The sequence below is a fragment of the Kitasatospora brasiliensis genome (assembly GCF_032654805.1).
GTDB classification, from domain to species: Bacteria; Actinomycetota; Actinomycetes; order Streptomycetales; family Streptomycetaceae; genus Kitasatospora; species Kitasatospora brasiliensis.
This window is the reverse complement of the sequence record NZ_JAUOOW010000003.1, coordinates 242558-262419: the sequence shown is the minus strand read 5'-3', so window position 1 is coordinate 262419 and position 19862 is coordinate 242558. Positions and strand designations below refer to the sequence as shown.

The 19862-nt window shown below is 72.3% G+C and carries 16 protein-coding genes; 3 read left to right on the top strand and 13 right to left on the bottom strand.

Annotated features, from left to right (window positions below):
* Window positions 1–54: 54 nt before the first annotated feature.
* Together QWJ13_RS13685 and QWJ13_RS13680 are read left to right on the top strand one after the other, a co-directional pair.
* A complete protein-coding gene (locus QWJ13_RS13685) occupies window positions 55–1158 on the top strand; it encodes a serine hydrolase domain-containing protein (protein ID WP_316525157.1) in 1104 nt (367 codons plus the stop codon).
* Window positions 1159–1274: 116 nt separating this feature from the next.
* The gene (locus QWJ13_RS13680; protein ID WP_432277500.1) at window positions 1275–2465 is read left to right on the top strand and encodes a serine hydrolase domain-containing protein; all 1191 of its coding nucleotides are present in this window, start codon (window positions 1275–1277) and stop codon (window positions 2463–2465) included.
* Between the two features lie 43 nt (window positions 2466–2508).
* On the opposite strand, the gene QWJ13_RS13675 is transcribed toward QWJ13_RS13680, so the two are convergent.
* Window positions 2509–3210 (bottom strand): response regulator transcription factor, encoded by a 702-nt coding sequence (locus tag QWJ13_RS13675; protein WP_316524259.1) that lies wholly within the window; start codon window positions 3208–3210, stop codon window positions 2509–2511.
* Entirely contained in the window at window positions 3207–4436 is a 1230-nt protein-coding gene (locus QWJ13_RS13670) for a sensor histidine kinase (protein WP_316524256.1), read from the bottom strand. Before QWJ13_RS13670 ends, QWJ13_RS13675 begins: the two co-directional genes overlap by 4 nt.
* 370 nt (window positions 4437–4806) lie before the next feature.
* Between QWJ13_RS13670 and QWJ13_RS13665 the strand changes: the two genes are divergently transcribed.
* A complete protein-coding gene (locus tag QWJ13_RS13665) occupies window positions 4807–7086 on the top strand; it encodes an MMPL family transporter (protein ID WP_316524254.1) in 2280 nt (759 codons plus the stop codon).
* 163 nt (window positions 7087–7249) lie between these two features.
* Here QWJ13_RS13665 and QWJ13_RS13660 read toward each other — a convergent pair whose 3' ends face one another.
* The 11 genes from QWJ13_RS13660 to QWJ13_RS13610 form a co-directional block, all read right to left on the bottom strand.
* Window positions 7250–8491, bottom strand: coding sequence for a cytochrome P450 (locus QWJ13_RS13660; protein ID WP_316524252.1), 1242 nt, complete (start codon window positions 8489–8491; stop codon window positions 7250–7252).
* A gap of 29 nt (window positions 8492–8520) precedes the next feature.
* Window positions 8521–9351 (bottom strand): aspartyl/asparaginyl beta-hydroxylase domain-containing protein, encoded by an 831-nt coding sequence (locus QWJ13_RS13655; RefSeq protein WP_316524250.1) that lies wholly within the window; start codon window positions 9349–9351, stop codon window positions 8521–8523.
* Between the two features lie 175 nt (window positions 9352–9526).
* Window positions 9527–10141, bottom strand: a complete 615-nt coding sequence (locus QWJ13_RS13650; RefSeq protein ID WP_316524248.1) for a nitroreductase family protein — start codon at window positions 10139–10141, stop codon at window positions 9527–9529.
* 43 nt (window positions 10142–10184) lie between these two features.
* Window positions 10185–11024: a dimethylargininase gene (gene ddaH / locus QWJ13_RS13645; RefSeq protein WP_316524246.1), complete on the bottom strand. Its 840-nt coding sequence runs from the start codon at window positions 11022–11024 to the stop codon at window positions 10185–10187.
* Window positions 11025–11083: 59 nt separating this feature from the next.
* A complete protein-coding gene (locus QWJ13_RS13640; protein ID WP_316524244.1) occupies window positions 11084–11512 on the bottom strand; it encodes a VOC family protein in 429 nt (142 codons plus the stop codon).
* Between the two features lie 30 nt (window positions 11513–11542).
* The gene (locus tag QWJ13_RS13635) at window positions 11543–11803 is read right to left on the bottom strand and encodes an acyl carrier protein (RefSeq protein WP_316524243.1); all 261 of its coding nucleotides are present in this window, start codon (window positions 11801–11803) and stop codon (window positions 11543–11545) included.
* Window positions 11796–13721: an HAD-IIIC family phosphatase gene (locus tag QWJ13_RS13630; RefSeq protein WP_316524241.1), complete on the bottom strand. Its 1926-nt coding sequence runs from the start codon at window positions 13719–13721 to the stop codon at window positions 11796–11798. The genes QWJ13_RS13635 and QWJ13_RS13630 overlap by 8 nt, the downstream gene beginning before the upstream one ends.
* On the bottom strand, window positions 13718–14761 hold the full coding sequence (locus tag QWJ13_RS13625) for a ketoacyl-ACP synthase III family protein (RefSeq protein WP_316524239.1): 1044 nt from the start codon (window positions 14759–14761) through the stop codon (window positions 13718–13720). Before QWJ13_RS13625 ends, QWJ13_RS13630 begins: the two co-directional genes overlap by 4 nt.
* A 59-nt stretch (window positions 14762–14820) precedes the next feature.
* Window positions 14821–14952 carry a hypothetical protein gene (locus tag QWJ13_RS13620; protein ID WP_316524238.1) on the bottom strand — a complete coding sequence of 44 codons (132 nt, stop codon included), beginning with the start codon at window positions 14950–14952 and terminating at the stop codon, window positions 14821–14823.
* Between the two features lie 2 nt (window positions 14953–14954).
* Window positions 14955–15800, bottom strand: a complete 846-nt coding sequence (locus tag QWJ13_RS13615; RefSeq protein ID WP_316524237.1) for a DUF6202 family protein — start codon at window positions 15798–15800, stop codon at window positions 14955–14957.
* A gap of 16 nt (window positions 15801–15816) precedes the next feature.
* On the bottom strand, window positions 15817–19806 hold the full coding sequence (locus tag QWJ13_RS13610; RefSeq protein ID WP_316524236.1) for a non-ribosomal peptide synthetase: 3990 nt from the start codon (window positions 19804–19806) through the stop codon (window positions 15817–15819).
* Window positions 19807–19862 lie beyond the last annotated feature (56 nt).

Below are 19862 nucleotides of genomic sequence, written 5' to 3'. Positions count from 1 at the left end.
CACGCACCGCACAGCCGCTTCCCGCTCTCCCGCCGCGGCGGCCGACACCGGGCGATGGCGGTCGTGACCGCCGTGGCCGCCGGCGTCGTGGCGGCCGGGGCGCTGGCACCGACCGCGGCGTTCGCGGGCGGTCGGCCGGACGCCGTCCAATCGGGTCTGAACGCGCTGGTGAAGGACGACGGCATGCCCGCCGCGCTGGCCTCCGTCAAGGGCCCCGACGGCCGCACCCGCGCCTACACCGCCGGCGTCGGCGACATCGCCACCGGGGCCAAGGTCCCGGTGGACGGGCAGGTGCGGATCGGCAGCAACACCAAGCCCTTCACCGCCGTCGTCGTCCTCCAGCTCGTCGCCGAAGGAAAGGTGGGCCTGGACTCCCCCGTCGAGACCTACCTGCCGGGCCTGCTGCGCGGCGACGGCATCGACGGGCGCGCCATCACCGTCCGCCAGCTGCTCCAGCACACCAGCGGCCTGCCCGAGTACGTGAACAAGGACGCCATCCTCGCCGGTCCGAAGCGGTACTACGAACCGCGTGAACTGCTCGACACGGCCCTCGCCCAGAAGGCCCACTTCGCCCCGGGCGCGCGCTGGGAGTACAACAACACCAACTACCTGCTGGCGGGCCTGATCATCCAGAAGGTCACCGGGCGGCCGCTCGGTGAGGAGATCAACCGGCGCGTCGTCGACCGCGCCGGCCTGCGCCACACCTCCTTCCCCACCCCGGGGGACATGGGCATCCACGAGGCCCACCCCAAGGGTTACGACCGGGGCGCCGACGGCTCGCTGCGCGACTACACCGAACTGGACCCGTCCTGGGGCTGGGCGGCGGGCGCCGTCGTCTCCACCGACAGCGACCTCAACGCGTTCTACGCCGCGCTCCTCGGCGGCCGCCTCCTGCCCGCGGCGCAGCTCGCCGAGATGCGCACCACCGTCCCCGTCGACCAGGTGGCTCCGGGCGTCCGCTACGGGCTGGGCCTGATGAGCCGGCCGCTGTCGTGCGGCGGCGTGTACTGGGGCCACGGCGGGACCATTCCGGGCTACGACACCGCCGGGGGCGCCACCGACGACGGCCGCGCCGTCAGCATCACGGTGACCACCATCCCGGATGACGCGGTCAGGAAGCACGTGGAGGCCACGGTGGACTCCGCCCTGTGCCGCTGACCCTCGCCGATCAGGCCTGAGCGTCCGCAACCGGTACGACCAGCGGGTTCTGCGCGCACCCGCGCGCGGAACCCGCGCGCCCCACCGATTCCCCACTCCAGCAGAGGAGTTCCTCCGTGAACGAGCACGTACAGCACTACCGGGCCGACCGATTCCGCCGCGGCCGGCGCGGGTTGGCGGTGGCCGTGGCCTCCGTGGCCGCCGGCGTCGTGGCGGCCGGCGTCGTGGCGGCCGGGGCACTGGCACCGACCGCGGCGTTCGCGGGCGGCAGGCCGGACGCCGTCCAATCGAGCCTGAACGCGCTGGTGAAGGACGACGGCATGCCCGCCGCGCTGGCCTCCGTCAAGGGCCCCGACGGCCGCACCCGCACCTACACCGCCGGCGTCGGCGACATCGCCACCGGGGCCAAGGTCCCCGTGGATGGGCAGATACGCGCCGGCAGCAACACCAAGGCCTTCACCGCCGTCGTCGTCCTCCAGCTCGTCGCCGAAGGAAAGGTGGGCCTGGACTCCCCCGTCGAGACCTACCTGCCGGGCCTGCTGCGCGGCGACGGCATCGACGGGCGCGCCATCACCGTCCGCCAGCTGCTCCAGCACACCAGCGGCCTGCCCGATTACATGGAGACCCCCGCGCTCCCGGACTTCCCCACGATCCAGTACCGCTACTTCGAGCCCCGCGACCTCCTCGACGCGGCCCTCGCCCAGAAGGCCCACTTCGCCCCGGGCACGAGCTGGGAGTACTGCAACACCAACTTCGTCGTCGCCGGACTCCTCATCCAGAAGATCACCGGACGGCCCGTCGGCGAGGAGATCACCAAGCGCGTCATCGACCGCGCCGGCCTGCGCCACACCTCCTTCCCCACCCCCGGGGACCTGACCATCCACGAGGCCCACCCGCACGGCTACTACCGCGACGCGCCGGACGCGACTCCGCTCGACTACACCGAGATGGACGCCTCGCCGGCCTGGGCGGCGGGGGCGATCGTCTCCACCAACACCGACCTCAACGCGTTCTACGCCGCGCTCCTCGGCGGCCGGCTCCTGCCCGCGGCGCAGCTCGCCGAGATGCGCACCACCGTCCCCGCCGAGCCCCTGGGCCCGGGGGTCCGCTACGGGCTGGGCCTCCAGAGCAAGCCGCTCTCCTGTGGCGGCCTCTTCTGGGGCCACGGCGGGACCACCGCGGGCTACCGCTCCCGCAACGGGATCACCGACGACGGTCGCGCCGCCGCCATCACGGTCACCGCCATCCCGGGCGAGGTCGGCGCCCGGCACATGGCGGACGCCCTGGACGCGGCCCTCTGCCGCTGACCCGCCCCCGGCGCATACCCAGGGTGCCCGGACCCGGCGCGCTTCAGCCCGCCGGGTCCGCGCGGCGGGCCTCCACCAGGCCTGATTCGTAAGCCGCGATCACCGCCTGGGCGCGGTCGCGGACGCTCAGCTTGGCGAAGATGCTGGTGATGTAGTTCTTGACCGTGGAGACGCTGATGCCCATCGCCGACGCGATCTCGGCGTTGTCCAGGCCGGTGGCCAGCAGGTGCCACACCTCGATCTCACGGGGCGTCAGTTCACCGAGGTCGGACACCGGCACCGGCGACGGCGACCGCGGCGGGCGGGGCGTGGTGACGTACGTGGAGATCAACCGGGTGAGCAGGCGCGGCGCCACCGCCGCCTCCCCGGTGTGCACGGTGCGCACGGCCGCCGAGAGCTCCTCCGGGGAGACGTCCTTGGGCAGGAACCCGGAGGCGCCGGCGCGCAGGGCGGCCACCACGTACTCGTCCATGTCGAAGGTGCTCAGCGCCAGGACCCGGCATTCGGGCAGCTCCCGCGCGATCCGCTCGGTCGCCTGGACGCCGTCGAGAACCGGCATCCGGATGTCCATCACCACGACGTGCGGCCGGTGCCGGTGCGCGAGGTCGACCGCTCGCTGCCCGTCGTCCGCCTCGGCCACCACCTCGAACGCCGGGTCCGGTCCCAGGATCAGGGCCAGGCCCCGCCGCACCAGCGGCTGGTCGTCCGCGATCAGCACCCTGATCCGCTCCGGGGTTCCCGTCATCCGAACCGTTCCTCTCCGCCGGCCGGCGCCACCGGCAGGCTGGCCACCACCCGGAAGCCACCACCGTCGACGCCGCCGGCCACCATGCTGCCGCCCTGCAGCGCGACGCGTTCGCGCATGCCGATCAGACCGTACCCGGTGCGGCCCGCCCTCGGTCCGGCCGCACCTCCCGCCCCCGCCAGGGCTCCCACCAGGGTGTCGGCCGGCGCGGCGGTGCCGTTGTCGGACACCTCGACGGTGACCCGGTCCGGGTGGTACGTCAGCTGGACCCGCGCCTGGGCCCGGCCGGCATGCTTGCGGGTGTTGGTGAGGGACTCCTGGACGATCCGGAACACCGCCAGGCTGGTGCTCGGCGGCAGCGGACGCTCCTCCCCCAGGACGGTGAACTCCGTGGGCAGACCGGCCCTGCGGGACTCCTCCACGAGCCCATCGAGGTGCCCGACGCCGGGCTGCGGCGCGGACGGCGCCCCGTCCGCCTCCTCCAGCGCGTCGCCGGCCCGGAGCACGTCGAGCAGTTGGCGCATCTCGCGCAGTGCCATCCGCCCGGAGCCCTCCAGGGTGACCAGGGCGTCGCGCACCACCTCGGTGTCACCCCCGAGGTTCGCCCTGGCACCGCCGGCCATCAGCTGCATGGTGGTGATGTGGTGGGCCACGATGTCGTGCAACTCCCGTGCGATGCGGCGCCGTTCCTGCGCCACCGCGCGGTCGGCCAGCAGCCTGCGCCGGACCTCCACCTCGCGCTGCCAGCGCTTCAGCACCTCGGCCGCGAGGATGACCAGCGCCGCGGCGAGCACATTGGCCGCCACGTCCCCCGCCGGAGGGGGCAGCGGATGCCCCCGGCCCAGCAGTGGCACGGCGACCGCCACCAAGGCGGCCGGCGCCGCCACCGCGATGCCGCGGGAGCGGGCCACGGCGAACAGCGCGACGCACAGCGTGCAGTTGAAGTGGTGCGGCACCGGCCCGCTCAGGTTCAATGCCAGGCCGAGGGCCAGCACGACCGCCAGTGACGCCAGCGGGTAGCGGCGCCTGGTGAGCAGCGGCATGGCCGCCAGTACGAGCAGGACCAGCGCGGTCAGGGCGATCGGCCGGCTTCCGTCCGGACCGCCGACCGTGTAGCCGAGGAGGTCCAGGGCGGCCGCCCCGACGGCCAACAGCGCGTCACTGGCCGTCCAGGGCAGGCCGTCGGCTCTCGGCGACGGCGGCAGGGGCCCGTGGTGCGTCGACATGCTGGTGCTGGTCCTCTCTGTGGCCGGCCGGCACCGGCCTTCACCGGTCCACCGCGACCGTCATCCGTGAGCCGTGAGCCGTGAGCCGTCATCCGTGCGCCATGTGCCGTATGCCGTATGCCGTTTCCACAACGGCCCGCGGCCCCCGTGGGGAAGGCGTCCGCGGTCCATTCTGGCAGCGGCGCCCGGCCCCGGGCAGGCACCCCGGACCGATCCCCGACCAGGCCCCTGGTCCTGGTCAGGGCCGTGAACCGGGCCCAGGTCCCGACGGCGTTCTCCTCCCCCGCTCGGACGAGAACGCCCGGTACGCCGTGATGGTCTGGAGACGTGCCGGAACTCCCCGGCTACAGCACCGAAGCCGGAGGACATCGTGATCCGCGCCCTGACCGGATTCTCCACCAGGAATCCGTGGAAGGTGATCGCCGTATGGGCGGTCCTGGGAATGCTCCTGACCGTCCTGAGCCAGACCTTGATCTACCGGGTGACCCAGACGCGGACGGCCGACTTCCTGCCGAAGAGCTACGACTCGGCCGCCGCCCTGCAGATCGCCCACGACCACTTCGGGACGAAGCCCGACGCCAACCCGGTGACCGTCCTCGTCGCGCGGACCGACGGCCGGGCGCTGACCCCCGCGGACCGCGAGCAGATCGACGCCGGGGCGAAGCGGCTGAGCCGCTTGAAGGTCACCATGCCCAAGCCCAAGGACGCGGCGCCCCTCCAGCGGGACTACTCGCAGATCCCCGAAGTCGGTCCGGCCATGGCGGCACCTGACGGAACCTTCGAGCTGCTCACCGCCAACCTCACCGGCAACCCCGCCGACCCGGGCCTGGAGAACACCTTCCGGGCGTTCCGGGACAACGCCCGGGCGGAGTTCGCCGCCCAGGGGCTGCGAACCGGCTTCACCGGCACACTCGCCGGCCAGGTCGACTCCGCCGACGACGGGAAGACCCTCGGGATCATCGCCGCCGTCTGCTCCTTCGCCCTGATCGTGCTGCTCCACGTCCTCGTGTTCCGCAGCGCCCTGGCCGCCCTGCTGCCGCTGATCGCGGTGACCCTCGTCAGCGGCGTGGCCGCCGGCGCGGTCGTGGGCACGGCGCTGCTCACCGGCATCAAGCTCGACCCCTCCGTACCGAGCCTCATCGGCGTGGTGCTCCTGGGCATCGGCATCGACTACTTCCTGTTCCTGATGTTCCGCTTCCGCGAGCAGCTGCGGGCCCGACCCGATCGCCACCACCGTCCCGTCGCCGCCGAGGTCAGCCAGAAGGTCGGCACCGCGGTCACCTCGGCCGCGCTGACCATCGTCGCCGCCTTCGCCACCCTCGGGGTCGCCAGCTTCGGCCAGTTCCGGGTGCTCGGCCCGGCCGTCGCGGTCTCGGTCCTGGTCATGCTGCTGGCCAGCCTCACCCTGATGCCCGCCCTGCTCGCCGCCTGCGGACGCAAGCTCTTCTGGCCCTCCCGCTCCCTCGATGCCGAACCCCGCGGCGGCACCGCGGCCCGGTTCGCCGACCTGGTGGCCCGCCGGCCGCTGACCATGGTCCTCGCCTCGCTCGCCCTCCTGGGCGCCCTGGCCGGCGGGCTGGCCGGGATCAGGATGGACTACGGCCTGGGCGGCGGTCCGCGCACCGCGTCCCAGACCACCGCCCTCGAAATCGCCCGCGCCCTGCCCGCCGGCGTGGCGGACCCGACCAGCGTCTACGTCGAGACCAAGAACGCCGGCCCCCTCACCCCCGGCGCACTCGACGGCCTGGCCCAGCACCTCACCCGGATCCCCGGCGTCGGCCAGGCGGCCAAGCCGGTCCTGAGCGAGAGCCGGCAGGCCGCGCGGATCGACCTGTTCCTCACCGAGGACCCGCAGTCCCAGCGAGCCCGCGACCTCGTCTCCGGCCCGATCCGCGCGGCCGTCGCCCAGAACACACCCGCCGAACTGACCGCGCACGTCGGCGGCATCCCGGCCGTCTTCGCCGACGTCTCCACCGCCGTCGGCCGCGACCTCCGGCTGGTCTTCCCGGTCGCGGCGGCACTGATCGCGGTGATCCTCTTCCTGCTGCTGCGCAGCCTGCTCGCACCGGTGATCCTGATGCTCTCCGTCGGCCTCGGCTTCGCGGCCACCCTCGGCGCGGCCACCCTGACGTTCCAGCACGCGATGGACAAGCCGGGCGTCAACTTCATGCTGCCGCTGGTCCTGTTCCTGTTCGTGGTCGCGCTCGGCACCGACTACAACATCCTGATCAGCGACCGGATCCGGGAGGAGATGGAGCACCCCGGGCCGCCCCGGGCGGCGGTCGCCCGCGCCCTGCGGCACACCGCCCCGGCCATCGCGACGGCGGGCCTCGTCCTGGCCGGCTCCTTCGGCAGCCTCGCGGTGACCCCGCAGCCCTCCACCCAGCAGATCGGCTTCGCCACCGGGCTCGGCATCCTGCTCTCCGCGTTCCTGCTGTCCATCGTGCTGGTGCCCGCCCTGGCCGCGGTCCTCGGCCGCGGCCTGTGGTGGCCCCTGCGCCCCGGACGCACGGCCACCCGGCCCGCCCCCCAGCACCGCGCGGACACACCGCGGTCGCCGCAGTCGCCGCCCTGGTCCCAGTGGCCCGCGCAGCCGCACCAAGGCACCCACCCCCACGCCCAGCCGTACGCGCCCCGGGGGGAACGGTGACCAGCCCGCCCGCGGCACCGACCCGACCGGCCTGACCGTTCCCTGGATCCGCACCACCGCGCCGCCCGGGCCGACAGGGTCCGGGCGGCGTGCGGGGCCTCGGCACACCGGGTCCTCCCTCGGCCTCGATGAGCGAACTCGTCGGCCTCACCGGCGAGTTCGCTCAGGCGGCCTCCACCCAGTCGCCGGTCACCGGCATCCGCTTCACGGCGGCGACGAAGTTCGACCGGAGCCGCTCGACCGGTCCGTCGAGCCTCAGACCCGGCAGGCGCTCGGCCACGGCCGTGAACATGTGCTTGAGCTGCATCCTGGCCAGACCGGCGGCCACGCAGACGTGCGGCCCGTGCCCGAAGCTGACATGGCGGTTGGGCTTGCGCGTGATGTCGAAGACATCGGGGTTCTCGAACACCGAGGGGTCGCGGTTGGCCGCCGGGTAGAAGACGACGACCTTGTCGCCGGCCTGGATCACCGCACCGCCCAGTTCGGTGCGCCGCGTCGCCGTACGGCGGAAGTGGATGACCGGCGGCGCGTAGCGCAGGCATTCCTCGATGGCGCCGCCCCACCGCTGCGGCTCGCGCTTCAGGAGGTCGAGCTGGTCCGGGTGGTCCAGGAGGGCCTGGATCCCACCGGGCAGTGCGCTGCGCGTGGTGTCGTTCCCGGCCACCGCGAAGAGGAAGAACATGTTCTTGAACTCCTCGTCGCTGATCCGCCTGCCGTCGACCTCGGCGTGCACCAGCGCGCTGATCACGTCGGGGCCGGGATGGCGGAGACGGTACTCCCGCAGCTCGGAGGCGTAGTCGTGCATGTCCTGCAGCGCGTCGGGACTGCGCGGGTTGTCGATCCCGTCGACGGCCCCGAGCAGGCGGTACTCGTCGTCCTGGTAGCCGATGATCCTGTTGGCCCACTCGAAGAAGAGGCGCTGATCGCTCTCGGGCACACCCATGACCTCGGCGAGCGTGGTGAGGGCGAGCCGATCGGTGACGTCCTGGACCAGGTCGAAGGTGCCCCGTTCCTTGGCCTCCTCGACCAGCCGAACGGTCGTCGCCGCTATCAACGGCTCCAGCTCGGCGAGTCTGCGCGGGGTGAAGAGGTGGCTGATGGTCCTGCGCAGCGGATTGTGCGTCGGAGGGTCCATGTTGAGCAGCATCGCCCGGAGGAACCCGAGGTCCCCGGGGGCGGGATCGAGGAGTTGGGTGGCCCCCAACGTCGCGGAGAAGACCTCAGGCGTCCTGCTGACGTACTGGACGTCCGCGTGCCGCATGACCGCCCAGAAACCCGGCCCCCCGGGCAGCCCGTGCAGGGCGGGTTCCTCGTGCCACGAGACCGGCTGCTCCGCACGCAGGCGCTCGTACGCCTCGTAGGGGATTCCGCTGTCGTAAACGGCCGGGTCGAAGATCTCGTTCATTCGGCATACTCCTCCTTCGGGTCGGCGTCTCAGTCGAGCCGGGTCACCAGCGCGTGCGTCCGCAGCCACTGGATCCGCTCGGCCGCCTCGGTCGCGCCGCCGTTCTTCGCGATCCGCTCCACGATGTCGAAGATCTCCGCAACGGAGATGTCCGACCGGAAGTACTGCTTGATGACCAGCGCGAGGACATCCCGGTAGTTGTGGGTGTCCACGACGGCCGAAAGCCCTTCGAGCGCCAGGCGTTGCGCGTCCGTCAGGGGTGCGCGCGGGAAGGTGACCTCCTCCGGGATCCCGGCGTCGGCATCGGGGGTGAAGGCCAGCGCCTCCTCCACCGTCGCCGTCGTGAAGTCGAGGATCAGGTGGGTGCGGTCCTCGGTGGCGAAGGAGACGGCACTGTGCGGCTGCGCCGCATCGATGAACCAGACATCGCCCAGGGCCATCTGGTAGATGGTCTCGCCGTCCGAGCTGAAGCACTCCGGTGAGGTGTGCAGCGGGATGTGGATGCGCGTCAGGCTCTCGTCGAGCTCCAGGTAGTCACGGTGCGGGACCATCACGCTCCCCGGGGCGATCCTCCCGAGCCGGACGAAGCGCAGGTGCTCGGTCCGGAAGTGGCGGCCGATCAGGTCGAGGACGTAGGGCATCTGCCTGCCGTGCTCGGTGACCTGGTAGGGCCCCTCGTAATCCACGATCCGAGTGTCGTAGAGGTCGCCGGAGCCGTTGCAGAGCGCCGACCCCTTCCAGGATCCACAGGTGAACTCACTGTAGGCGTCGCTGTACCGGAACCGGTCCGCATTGGCCATGTCGCCGGCCAGTGCTTCGGCGTCCAGGGTCAGTCTGGCTATCCGTCGAGTATGCGTCATGCCGCTCATTCCTTGGGGATGCGGTCGGGTTGTCCGACTCGGAAGGTTGCCGAATGGCTGTGTTGAGCACGGTCGGGGCGAGGCGGCGGGCGAACCGCGCGCCGGCCGCGAACGGGGACCTCTCGGCGTCGGGGACCGGATCACGCTCGATCCGGTCCGGCGACGCCGCGGCGGCTCAGCGGACGGGGGGCTCGTCCTGGCCGGCGCTGCCGACGGACGGACGGACGGCACCGGGCCTCGCCAGGTCGCCGAAGGGGGTGACGTGAGCCGACATGTCGGCCAGCGGCCTGCGGCCGCGCGCCGCCGAGCGGTCCGGCGTGCCGATGTCCAGGGAGCCGAGAAGTCGCTCCCCGGGGCCCAGACCGAGCAGGTCGCAGGCCGCTGGACTGCGGGTCAGGGCACCGGTCCGCCAGATGCTGCCGTAGCCGCGGGCGTGGAGCAGCAGCTGGAGCGAGTTCGACATGCAGGTGGCGGCGGCAAGCTGTTCCCACTCGGGGATCCGGCCCTCCCGGGGGCTGAAGACGAGTGCGGCGACCAGCGGCGCCCGGCGCAGCTTGGCCCGCATCCGGTCGGCCAGTCCGACGTCGTCCCCCGCCTCCTCGGCCACGGCGAGGCCGAGGGCGTCCCGTTCGTCCCCCCGCAGGAGGATCCAGCGCCAGGGCCGCAGCCGGCCGTGGTCGGGGGCGGTGCTGGCGCCCTGGAGCAGGTAGGTGAACTCGGCGTCGCCGGGTGCGGGACCGTTGAGGGTCTGCTCGCTGCGCCGCGTCAGCACAGCCGTCATCACGTCCATCGAGGTTTCCTCTCCTCCGATCCGAGTGGTCGGCGCCGGGTGGTCAGTGCCGGATTTCGAGCGTGCAGCACTTGACGCTGCCGCCGCCCTTGAGGAGCTCGGACAGGTCCGCGCCGATGGGGTTGAAGCCACGGGCGCGCAGCTGCTCCGCGAGGCCGGTGGCGGCCTCGGGGAGGACCACGTTGAGGCCGTCGGAGACGGCGTTGAGGCCGAAGACGGCCGCGTCCGCCGCGGTCACCTCGACCGCGTCGGGGAACAGCGTCCGCAGCACCGCGCGGCTGCCCGGAGCGAAGGCCTCCGGGTGGTACATGATCTCGTCGCCGTCGAGGACGGCGAGCGCGGTGTCGAGGTGGTAGTACCGCGGGTCGACCAGTTCGAGGCTGATGACGGGGCGGCCGAAGAAGGCCTGCGCCTCCTGGTGGCTGCGCTCGTCGCTGCGGAAGCCGTAGCCGGCGAGGACGAACGTCTCGGTGACCAGGAAGTCGCCTTCGCCCTCGTTGACGTACCGGGGGTCGTGCCGCTCGGTGTAGCCGTTCTCCCGGAACCAGTCGAGGTAGGCGGTCCCCTCGGCCTGCCGCTCGGTGTTGCGGAAGCTGGCGCCCAGGACCTTGCCGTCGACAACGGTGGCGCCGTTGGCCGCGTACACCATGTCGGGCAGGCCGACGATCGGCTCGATCAGGTCGACGGTGTGCCCCAGCTCCAGGTAGAGGTCCCGCAGGCCTTCCCACTGGAGCACGGCGGTAGCGGTGTCGACCGGCTTCTCCGGGTCCATCCACGGGTTGATGGCGTAGACGACCTCGAAGTGCGTCGGCTTGCACATGAGGTAGTGGCGGCGACGCTGCACGCGCTTCTTCTGCGGGTCGGCGGGCGTGGCGGAGGACATGGGTCTCCCAAGGTGTGGAGGCCGGGGCGGCCCGGCGGAGTGGGACGAGAGCGACGGGTTCAGCGGAGTGGAGCAGGGCCGTAGTGGACCAGTTCGACGAGCAGTTCGGCCGGCTCGGGCAGGTAGAGGAAGACGACCCGCATGCCCGGTCGGGCACCCCGGCAGGGTTGCGCGTCGAGGGCGAGGAAGCCGGCCGCGCGCAGCCGGGCCGCCTCGTGTTCGAGGTCGTCGACGGAGAAGGCGATGTGGTAGAGGCCCGGGCCCGGACCGGAGAGCCGCCCGTCGACCGCGGATCCGGACCGGACCGGGGAGACCAGCTCGATGGCGGTCCCCCCGGCGTCGCCGGGCAGGTTCCAGAACTCGCAGGCGACGCCGTAGGAGTCGGCCGTTCCCCGGTCGGTCAGGGTCAGTCCGAGAAGCGCGAGTTGGGCGGCAGCCCTGGCGGGGTCGGCGGTCGCGAGCCCCACGTGGTCGACGCCGAGGATCACGGTGCCACTCCGTCCTGCCGGGCCGGGCGGTCAGCCGGCATGGGCGGCGGCCGCGGTGCCGAGGCGGTCCGCGATCTCGGTGGCCAGCTGTCCGACGGTCTCCAGCTTCATGTAGGAGCGCAGGTCGAGCTGGACGTGGTAGGTCTGCTCGACGTTGGCGAGCAGGCGCATGGCCGCGAGGCTCCCCCAGCTGGCGAACCGCTTGAAGTTCGAGTCGGCGGTGATGTCGTCCGCCGGGTGCTGGGCGACGCGAGCAACGAGGGGTCGCAGGGTGCTCATCACGTCAGACATGGTCCGGTGCCTCCTTGGCATCGAGGGTGATCCAGTCGGGGATCAGGGTCGGGAGCTCGGCGAGCCGGGCCGTGTGGCGCACCGTCCCGTCCTCGCCGGCGGGTTCGGCCCCGCGGGCGAGGCCGGCGGACGGGTAGAGCGAGGCGGCCGGGGCATTGCGCGCGGTCGGACGGAAGTGGGCGTCGAGAACCGCTGCCCCCGCCTCGCGGGCGCGGTCGGCGACGTACTGGAGCACGGCGTGTTCGACACCGCGGGACAGCACCCGGCAGCTGAGGACGAAGTTGCGCACCACCCAGCGTTCGGGCCCCCGGTCGATCCAGACCCCGCCGACGACACCCTCGTTCCCGAAGCGGTCCGCCACGTCGACGGCCAGCACGAGATGGTCCGGCGATCGGGTGAACTGCCGGCTGACGGCCTCGCCGTGGACCAGACCCGTCATGTTGAACTGGTTCGTCCGGAGCTCGAGTTGGAGGAGCCTGGGGAGGGTGAACCCGTTCGCCGGACCGACGCCGACCCGGATGTCCAGGGCCCGGAGGTAGTCCTCCGCCGAGTCGTGGGTGGTGCTGAGCTGGTGCCGCTCCCGCCTGGTCCGGTACAGCGAGGTGCGTTCGGCGTCGGTGGCCGTGGCACCGAGCTGGAGGAAGCGCGGCGGGTCGAGGACCTTCAGCGTGTGGCACGACGGATCGCCGTCCAGCCGCACGACGTCGACCTGGGGGAGGCCGTCGGCGACCATGCCGCACTCGAAGGGGCTGTCGTCGGCGAAGACGAAGGAGTCGAGGCCCAGACCGAGCTCTTCCGCCAGCGCCGCGACGTGCAGGTCCTTGCGCTGCCAGTCGGCGACGACGGCGACGAAGTCGTCCGGACGGAGCACCATGTCCGGATGTCCGCTGAGGACCTCGTCCACCAGCGTCTGCTCGTTCTTGCTGCAGACGGCGAGCAGCACGCCCTGCCGCCGGAGCGCCAGAGCCCTGCGCTGGAGGTCCGTGTAGCAGTCGCCCGGGTAGGTCGTGCCCAGCTCGATGCCGGCGGGGCCGTCGTCGCCGAGCACTCCTCCCCACAGCGTGTTGTCGAGATCGAGGACCAGGACCTTGCGGCCGTGGCCGGCGACCGTGCGGCAGAACGCCACCGCCTCCCGGGCGTAGGCGAGTTCCGTCTGCGGGGTCCAGGCCATCCGGCCGTACCGGTACTGCCGCTCGTCGCGCAGGGGCCCGGCCGCGTCGACGAGCAGCGCCTCCAGGTCCACGGTGTAGGTCCCGTCATGGGTCTCGCCCGCGTCCAGGAGGACGGTGTTGACCTCCCTCCAGATGCGCCCGAGGGTCGCCCCGCCCCGGAAGCTGACCACGCTCCTGCGGTCGGCCCGGGGCAGGGGCACCGTGTGCAGCAGGACGGCCGAACCCGTGCGGCCGGCGAAACCGGCGGCGGCCAGGGCGAGTTGCTCGGCCCGGTCGCAGGCGGCGTTCCGCACGGCACCGAGGTCCGTCGGGTCCCAGTCGCGGGGCAGCAGGGCCCCGGAGTCCAGGAGGCACAGCGTCACCTCCGGTTCGAACTCCGCCAGGGCCGATGCCGGGTCGGCGAGTTGGACGCCGAGCTGGTCGTACGGGCACAGGTGGATGCGCGCGTCGACGCCCTCGGCGAGGAGCGCGGCCCGCAGCAGCGGCACGACGTTGTCGGCGGTGAAGGTGGCGGCGACGGCGACGCGCAGGGCGCTGTCGCGCCGGGGCCGCGACGCGGACACCCGGGACGCCGTGACGCCCTCCAGCATCCGGCCCGCCTCGTGGAGGAGCAGCGCGTCGTCCTCGGTGGCGAGGATGTCCGCCAGATCCGGGTCGACCGCGCCGGGCGAGTCGCGCAGGACTCGGATCCGTTCCAGCAGGTCGTCCGCGGCCGATGCCGACGTGCCGGGCAGCGACGCGGTCACGGGGCGTCGGCCGTCCACTGCGGCTGCTCCAGGATCTCGACGACGGCGCAGGCGTAGGTGAAGCCCATGCCGATGCCGCACAGGGCGACCTTGTCACCGGGGCGCACCTCGCCGGTCTCCAGGAGATGGGTGAGCCCCGCCACCTGGTCCGCGGCACCGATGTGGCCGACCCGGCGGCCCCATTCCCAGGTGGTCCGGTCGTCCTCGATGCCGAACATGTCACGGAAGTCGACGTCGTCGAGGGTCCGGCCGACGTTGGTGAGGACCCACCGGTCGATGTCCTTCGCGGCGAGGCCGGCGTCCGCCAGTGCGACGGACACGCTCTCCTGCTGCCGTTCGGTGAGCGACTGCACGATCTTCAGCAGGAGCTCACCGTTCTCCAGGAGGTACTCGTCCCGGCGGGACCTCAGGTCCACCGGGCCGTCCTCGGCGGCTTCCTCCTGGAAGGGCTTGTTGCCGAGGTAGACCGCACCGTAGGTGCCGTCGCTGATGACGGCCGTCGACAGGAGCCTGGCGACACCGCCCTGCCGGGACAGCACGACTCCGGTGCCGCCGTCGCCGAACACGACGCCCTTGTCGGAGCGGTAGCGGTCGAAGGAGGGCAGGGCGAACACGTCGCTGGTGGTGAGGAGCGCGGCGGACGTCTCCGAACGGGCGGACAGGTAGGCCGCCGCGATCTCCAGGGCGGCCAGGCCGCCGTTGGAGTACTGCTTGACCTCGACGGCGGCGGCCCGGCCGCCGATGGACCGGCCCTGGACGTAGGAGGCCGGGGCGAAGTGGTCGAGGCCTTGGTGGTTGCAGCTCGAATGGACGACCAGGTCGATGTCCTCCGGTGCGACCGTGCTGCGGCTCATGGTCAGGTCCGCGGCCTTCACCGCGAGTTCGACGGCCGGACCGTCGTCGACGATGCTGATGGACAGGAAGCCGTCCGCCACGGCTTCGTCCGCGTCGTACCGCCCCTCGGCCACGGCGACCGAGGTCTGCTCGCGGCGGCCGAGCACGGCTCCGCAGGCGTTGAGATAGATGCCGTTCCACCGCATGGTGTGCGGTCTCCTTCCGTTGTGCGGTCCCAGGGCCGATCCCGTCCGTCCGGACGGGGTCACCTGCGGACCGTGGAGTACTCCTCGTGGGCGATGACGCGGGCCGGCAGGCCGGGCCCGCGCCGGCCGCCGCGATCGGCCGCGAGCCGCTCGTCGTCCGGGTGGAGCGCGACGATGCGGCGGGAGCGCATGGTCAGGCCACGAGGCCGGTGTCGACGACGGCGCCGGGCAGGCCGAGCGAGTCGGCGAAGTCGTCGAGCGCGAGGGCCCAGCCGGCCGCGTACTCGGCCGTCATCTCGGCGAAGACCCGGGCCTCTTCCTCGGTGGTGACCAGGAACGTCATGCCCGTCTCGTCGTCGCTGACCTGCGCGGCGTGCATCGTCTCCGCCTTGATGTGCGAGTCGATCCACGCGAGGTCCTCGGTCTGCGGGAACACGCGGGCGCCGCCCGCCTCCAGCTTGCCGTAGACCCGCCGGAAGCCGACCGCGATGTCGAGCGCGATGGTCTCCACGACGCGCAGCTGCACGGCCGCGCCCAGCGGGGAGTCCGCGAACCGCTCCATGTTCTCGATCAGGCGCAGCACGCCCTCGGGCAGCTCGGCCGCGGCGGCGCGGTCCGCCTCGCCGACGTGCTGCTCCAGCGGGGTGATGACGGAGTCCTCCCACCACACGTAGTGGGCCCCGGCCGGGCCCTTGGGGGCCACGGCGCTGAACACCGGCGCGAGGTTGTCGAGGTCGTCGCCGATGACCCGGAAGATGGTCTGGAAGGCCGCGAGCACCTCTCGGGACGGGGACTCCTGCGCGGCGAGGACGCGGGCCGTCGCCCCCAGGCCGGACAGGGTGGTGAACATGAATGCCTTGGTCATCGCGCGCCACTGGTGGGCGACGGCGAGCGGCCCGCGGAAATCATCGGTCTCGAAACCCCGGGCGAAGCTGAAGAAACGGTTCTCGGCTCGTCCGAGCCCGGCCTCCGCGATCTCCCGGTCGACGGTCACATCGAGGGCGCTTCGCTTTTCCGCAGTGATGGCAACTTCAGTCACGGCAACTCCAGATTTTCTAGATCTCGGTGAACGAGAGCATCTCGTCCAGGATTTCGTGAATAACGCCGGCAAGGTGTGCCGAATTCTCCTCGGCGACGAGGGTGAAATGGTCGCCGGGGATTTCCTGGCAGACCAGGCCCGGTATCCGGGCCCGCCAGCCGTTGTCCTCCGCCCGCAGGACGGCCGGGAACTCGACCCGGGGGTCGGGGAACCGCTCGGCCGCCCGCAGCAGACGGACCTCCCCGGCGTACGGCTCGGGTGCGTACGCCAGGAACGCCGCGCGGTGGCGCTCCAGGACCGCCGGGATGTGTGACGCCCCCTCCGGGAGCGCCGTCGGCTCGGCAGCCGGATCTCCCTCGCCGGCCAGCAGGTCCATGGCCTCGAACGCCGCCCGGGCCTGTGCGGCGGCGGCCCCGTCGTCGATGGCGGCCGGGGGGAGCCAGGAGTCGAGCAGGGCGACGCCCACCGGCTCCGCGCCTCGGGCCCGCCACTGGCGTGCCATTTCGAGCGCGACGCATCCGCCGACGGACCAGCCCGCGAGGAAGAACGGCCGGCTGCCCCGCACCGGGTCCACGGCCCGGACGTACCGGGCCGCGATGTCCTGGATGGACTCGCCCGGCGCCGAGGGCTCCCCCTCGACCACTTGGAGCCCGTACACGTCGAAGTCGCCGCCCAGCGCCGCCGCGACCGGCTGGAAGGGCAGGACGGAACCGCCGGCCCCGTGGACGAGCAGGACCATCGGCCTGCCCTGCGGGCGGACCAGCGGCACGAGTTCGTCGTCGGCCCGCTCGCCGGCGGATTCCAGACGGGCCGCCAGCTCCCTGACCGAGGGGGCGGCGAACACGTCGGAGACGGTCGGCCCGGTCCCCAGTTCGCGGGCGCAGGCCGCGATGAGCTTGAAGACCAGGAGCGAGTGCCCGCCGAGGGCGAAGAAGCCGTCCGTGACGCTGAGCGCCTCGATGCCGAGCACGTCGCGGAAGACCGCCGCGAGCCGGGTCTCGGTCTCGCCCTCGGGCTCGACGAGCTCGGCGGAGCCGCCGGCCGCCACGGTTTCCACGGCCTCCAGGCGCTCCAGCAGGGGGGCCTGATCGATCTTGCCGTTGACGTTGTACGGGATGTGGTCGACGGTGATCACGGCCGCGGGCACCATGTGCGTCGGCAGCTGGTGGCGGGCGTGCCGCTCCAGCTCCCTCGGGGAGGGGTCGCTGCCGGGCTCCGGCACCACGAAGGCGGCGATGCGGCCGTCGAACCCGCTGGGCGCGAGGGCGGCGCAGGCCCGGACGTCCGGGTGGTCGCGGAGCACCGACTCGATCTCGGAGAGCTCGATGCGCAGGCCGCGGATCTTGACCTGCCGGTCGATGCGCCCGAGGTGCTCCAGCACGCCGTCCTCACGGAAGCGGCAGAGGTCTCCGGTGCGGTACATCCGTCCGCCCTCGGGGCCGAACGGGTCGGGGAGGAAGCGCTCGGCCGTCATCGCGGGCCGGTTGTGGTAGCCGTGGGCCAGCCCGGTCTCACCGCCGATGTACATCTCCCCGGGCACGCCGACCGGGAGCACCTCCTGGTCGGGGCCGAGGACGTAGACGCGGAAGTTGGCGCACGGCCGCCCCAGGGGGAGGACCGGTACTCCGGGTTCGCGCGGGATGTGGCCCTCCACCACCGTCCCCGCTTCCGTGGGGCCGCAGCAGTTGACGAGGTCGGCGTCGAAGTGCGCGTGGAAGGCGTCCCGCAGCCGCGGCTTGACCTCCTCGCCGCCGATCAGCACGCGGCGCAGGGAGCGGCAGCTTCCGGGCGGTGCCACCTGCAGGAACACCTCCATCATCGTCGGAACGAAGAAGAGGGTGGTGACCTGGTACTTCTCGGTCAGTTCCAGCAGGTGGTCGGGGTCGCGGTGGCCGCCGGGGCGCGCGACGACCAGGCGGGCACCGTAGTACAGCGGCCAGAACAGCTCCCAGGTGGAGACGTCGAAGCCGTAGGAGGTCTTGAGGATGTTCGCGTCGCCCGGCCCGAACGGGTAGTGCCGCTGCAGCCAGAAGATGTTGGCGAGGGCGCCGTCGACCGGGTAGGCCACGGCCTTCGGGCGGCCGGTGGAGCCGGAGGTGTAGAGGAGGAAGGCCGGCGCGTTCGGGGGCGTCCGGATCGCCGGGTTTCCGATCGGACACCGCTCCCACGGCCGGTCGTCCCCGTCGAGCCGTACGACCGGCCGAGGTCCGTCGGGGACCTGCCGCGCCCCTCGGGCGTCGACGAGCACCAGCCGGGGCTCGGTGTCCGCGAGGATGAACTCCATCCGGCCGTCCGGAAGCTCCGGGTCCATCGGTACGTAGGCGGCACCGGCCTTGGCGACCGCGTACAGCGCGATCACCATCGGGAAGCCGCGGTCCATGCAGACGGCCACGGTGTCGCCGGGCCGCACACCCCGGTCCCTCAGGTGGTGTGCCAGCCGGTTGGCGCGCGCGTTCAGTTCGGCGTAGGTGAGCTCCCCCTCCTCACCGACGAGCGCGATGCCGTCGGGGGTCCGCAGGACCTGCTCCTCGAAGGGCTCGGCCAGCGTCCGGTAGCGGATGTCGGGCTTCTCGTACGTGTTGAGGCCGTCGAGGATGTGCTGCCGCCCGGCCGCAGTGAGCAGCGGGACCTCGCCGACGGACGTCTCCGGGGCGCCGATCAGCGTCTCCAGGACGTGGAGGTACATCCGGGTGAAGCGCTCGACCGTCGCGTGGTCGAACAGGTCGGAGGAGTACTCGAAGATGCCGCGCAGGTGGTCGCCCTGGTCCGTGACGGAGACCGCCAGGTCGGTGCGCGCGGACTTGGTCTCGACGCCGGCCAGGGTGCCGCTGCCCTCGGCGGCGACGCTGATGCCCGCCTGGACGCCGAAGATGGTCTGGAACACCGGGTTGACGCCCGGGGTCCGCGCGACGCCCAGTTCGGCGACGATCCGCTCGAACGGGACCATCTGGTGGTCCTGGGCTTCCAGCACGGTCCGCTGCGCCTGCCGGACCAGGGTCCGGAAGTCCGGCGCGGTGGAGAGGTCGGCGCGCAGCGCGACCGGCTTGACGAAGCATCCGACGATCTTCTCGGAGACCTCGTCGTCGCGGCCGGCGAGGGGGGACCCCACGACGATGTCGGACTGTCCGGTCAGCCGGAACACGAAGGCCTGGTAGGCGGCGAGCAGGACGACGAACAGCGAGGTGTTCTCCTGCGCGGCGAACCGGCGCACGTCGCCGGTCAGCCCGGCCCCGGCCTCGAACGCGACCATGTCCCCGCTGCGGCTCTCCGTCGCGGGTCGCGGCCGGTCCCCGGGCAGGTCGAGCACCGGCAGCACACCGCCGAGCTGTTCCTTCCAGTAGGCGAGCTCCCGCGCCGTACGGCCCTCGTCCAGGTGTCGTGCCTGGTGCGCGGCGTAGTCGAGGTACCCCACCCGGTGCGCGGGCGGCAGCGGGAGGCCCGCGAGCAGCCGGGTCAGTTCCTCCACCAGTTGACCCACGGACCAGTGGTCGATGATCACGTGGTGGGATCCGAGTGCCAGCAGGGACCGGTCGCCCGGCATGTCGCACGCGATGACGCGGAAGAGCGGGGCCCGGTCCGTCGGCAGGGGCTGCTCGGCCGCCTCCTCGATGATCCGGTTCGCCCTGGCCTGCGCCTCCTCCTCGCCGAGGTCGCGCAGGTCGTGCCAGGTCACCGGGGGCTCGACGGCGCCGCAGTCCTCCTGCACCGGCTCACCGTCCACCTCGACGATGCGCAGGCGCAGGGCGTCGTGGCGCTCGATGAGGGTGCGGACGGAGGCCGTCAGCAGCTCCCGGTCGAGCCCCTTCTCAAAGGTGACGGTGTCGAAGAGGTTGTACTCCGCGCTCTCCGGGAACCGCCTGGTGAAATACCAGATTCGGGCCTGCGCCGGCAGCAGCGGAACCCGGGTTCCCGGCGCTGCTTTCGGAATGTCCAGGGCGGGTTTTCCCGCTTTGCTGTTGCGGAGCAATTCCAGAAGCCGCGCTTGTCCGGAACTGAGCTGACTCACCTGTTCACACCCCACGCAGGAAACGGAAGAACTTCTCGAAGACTGAAAAGAAGTTA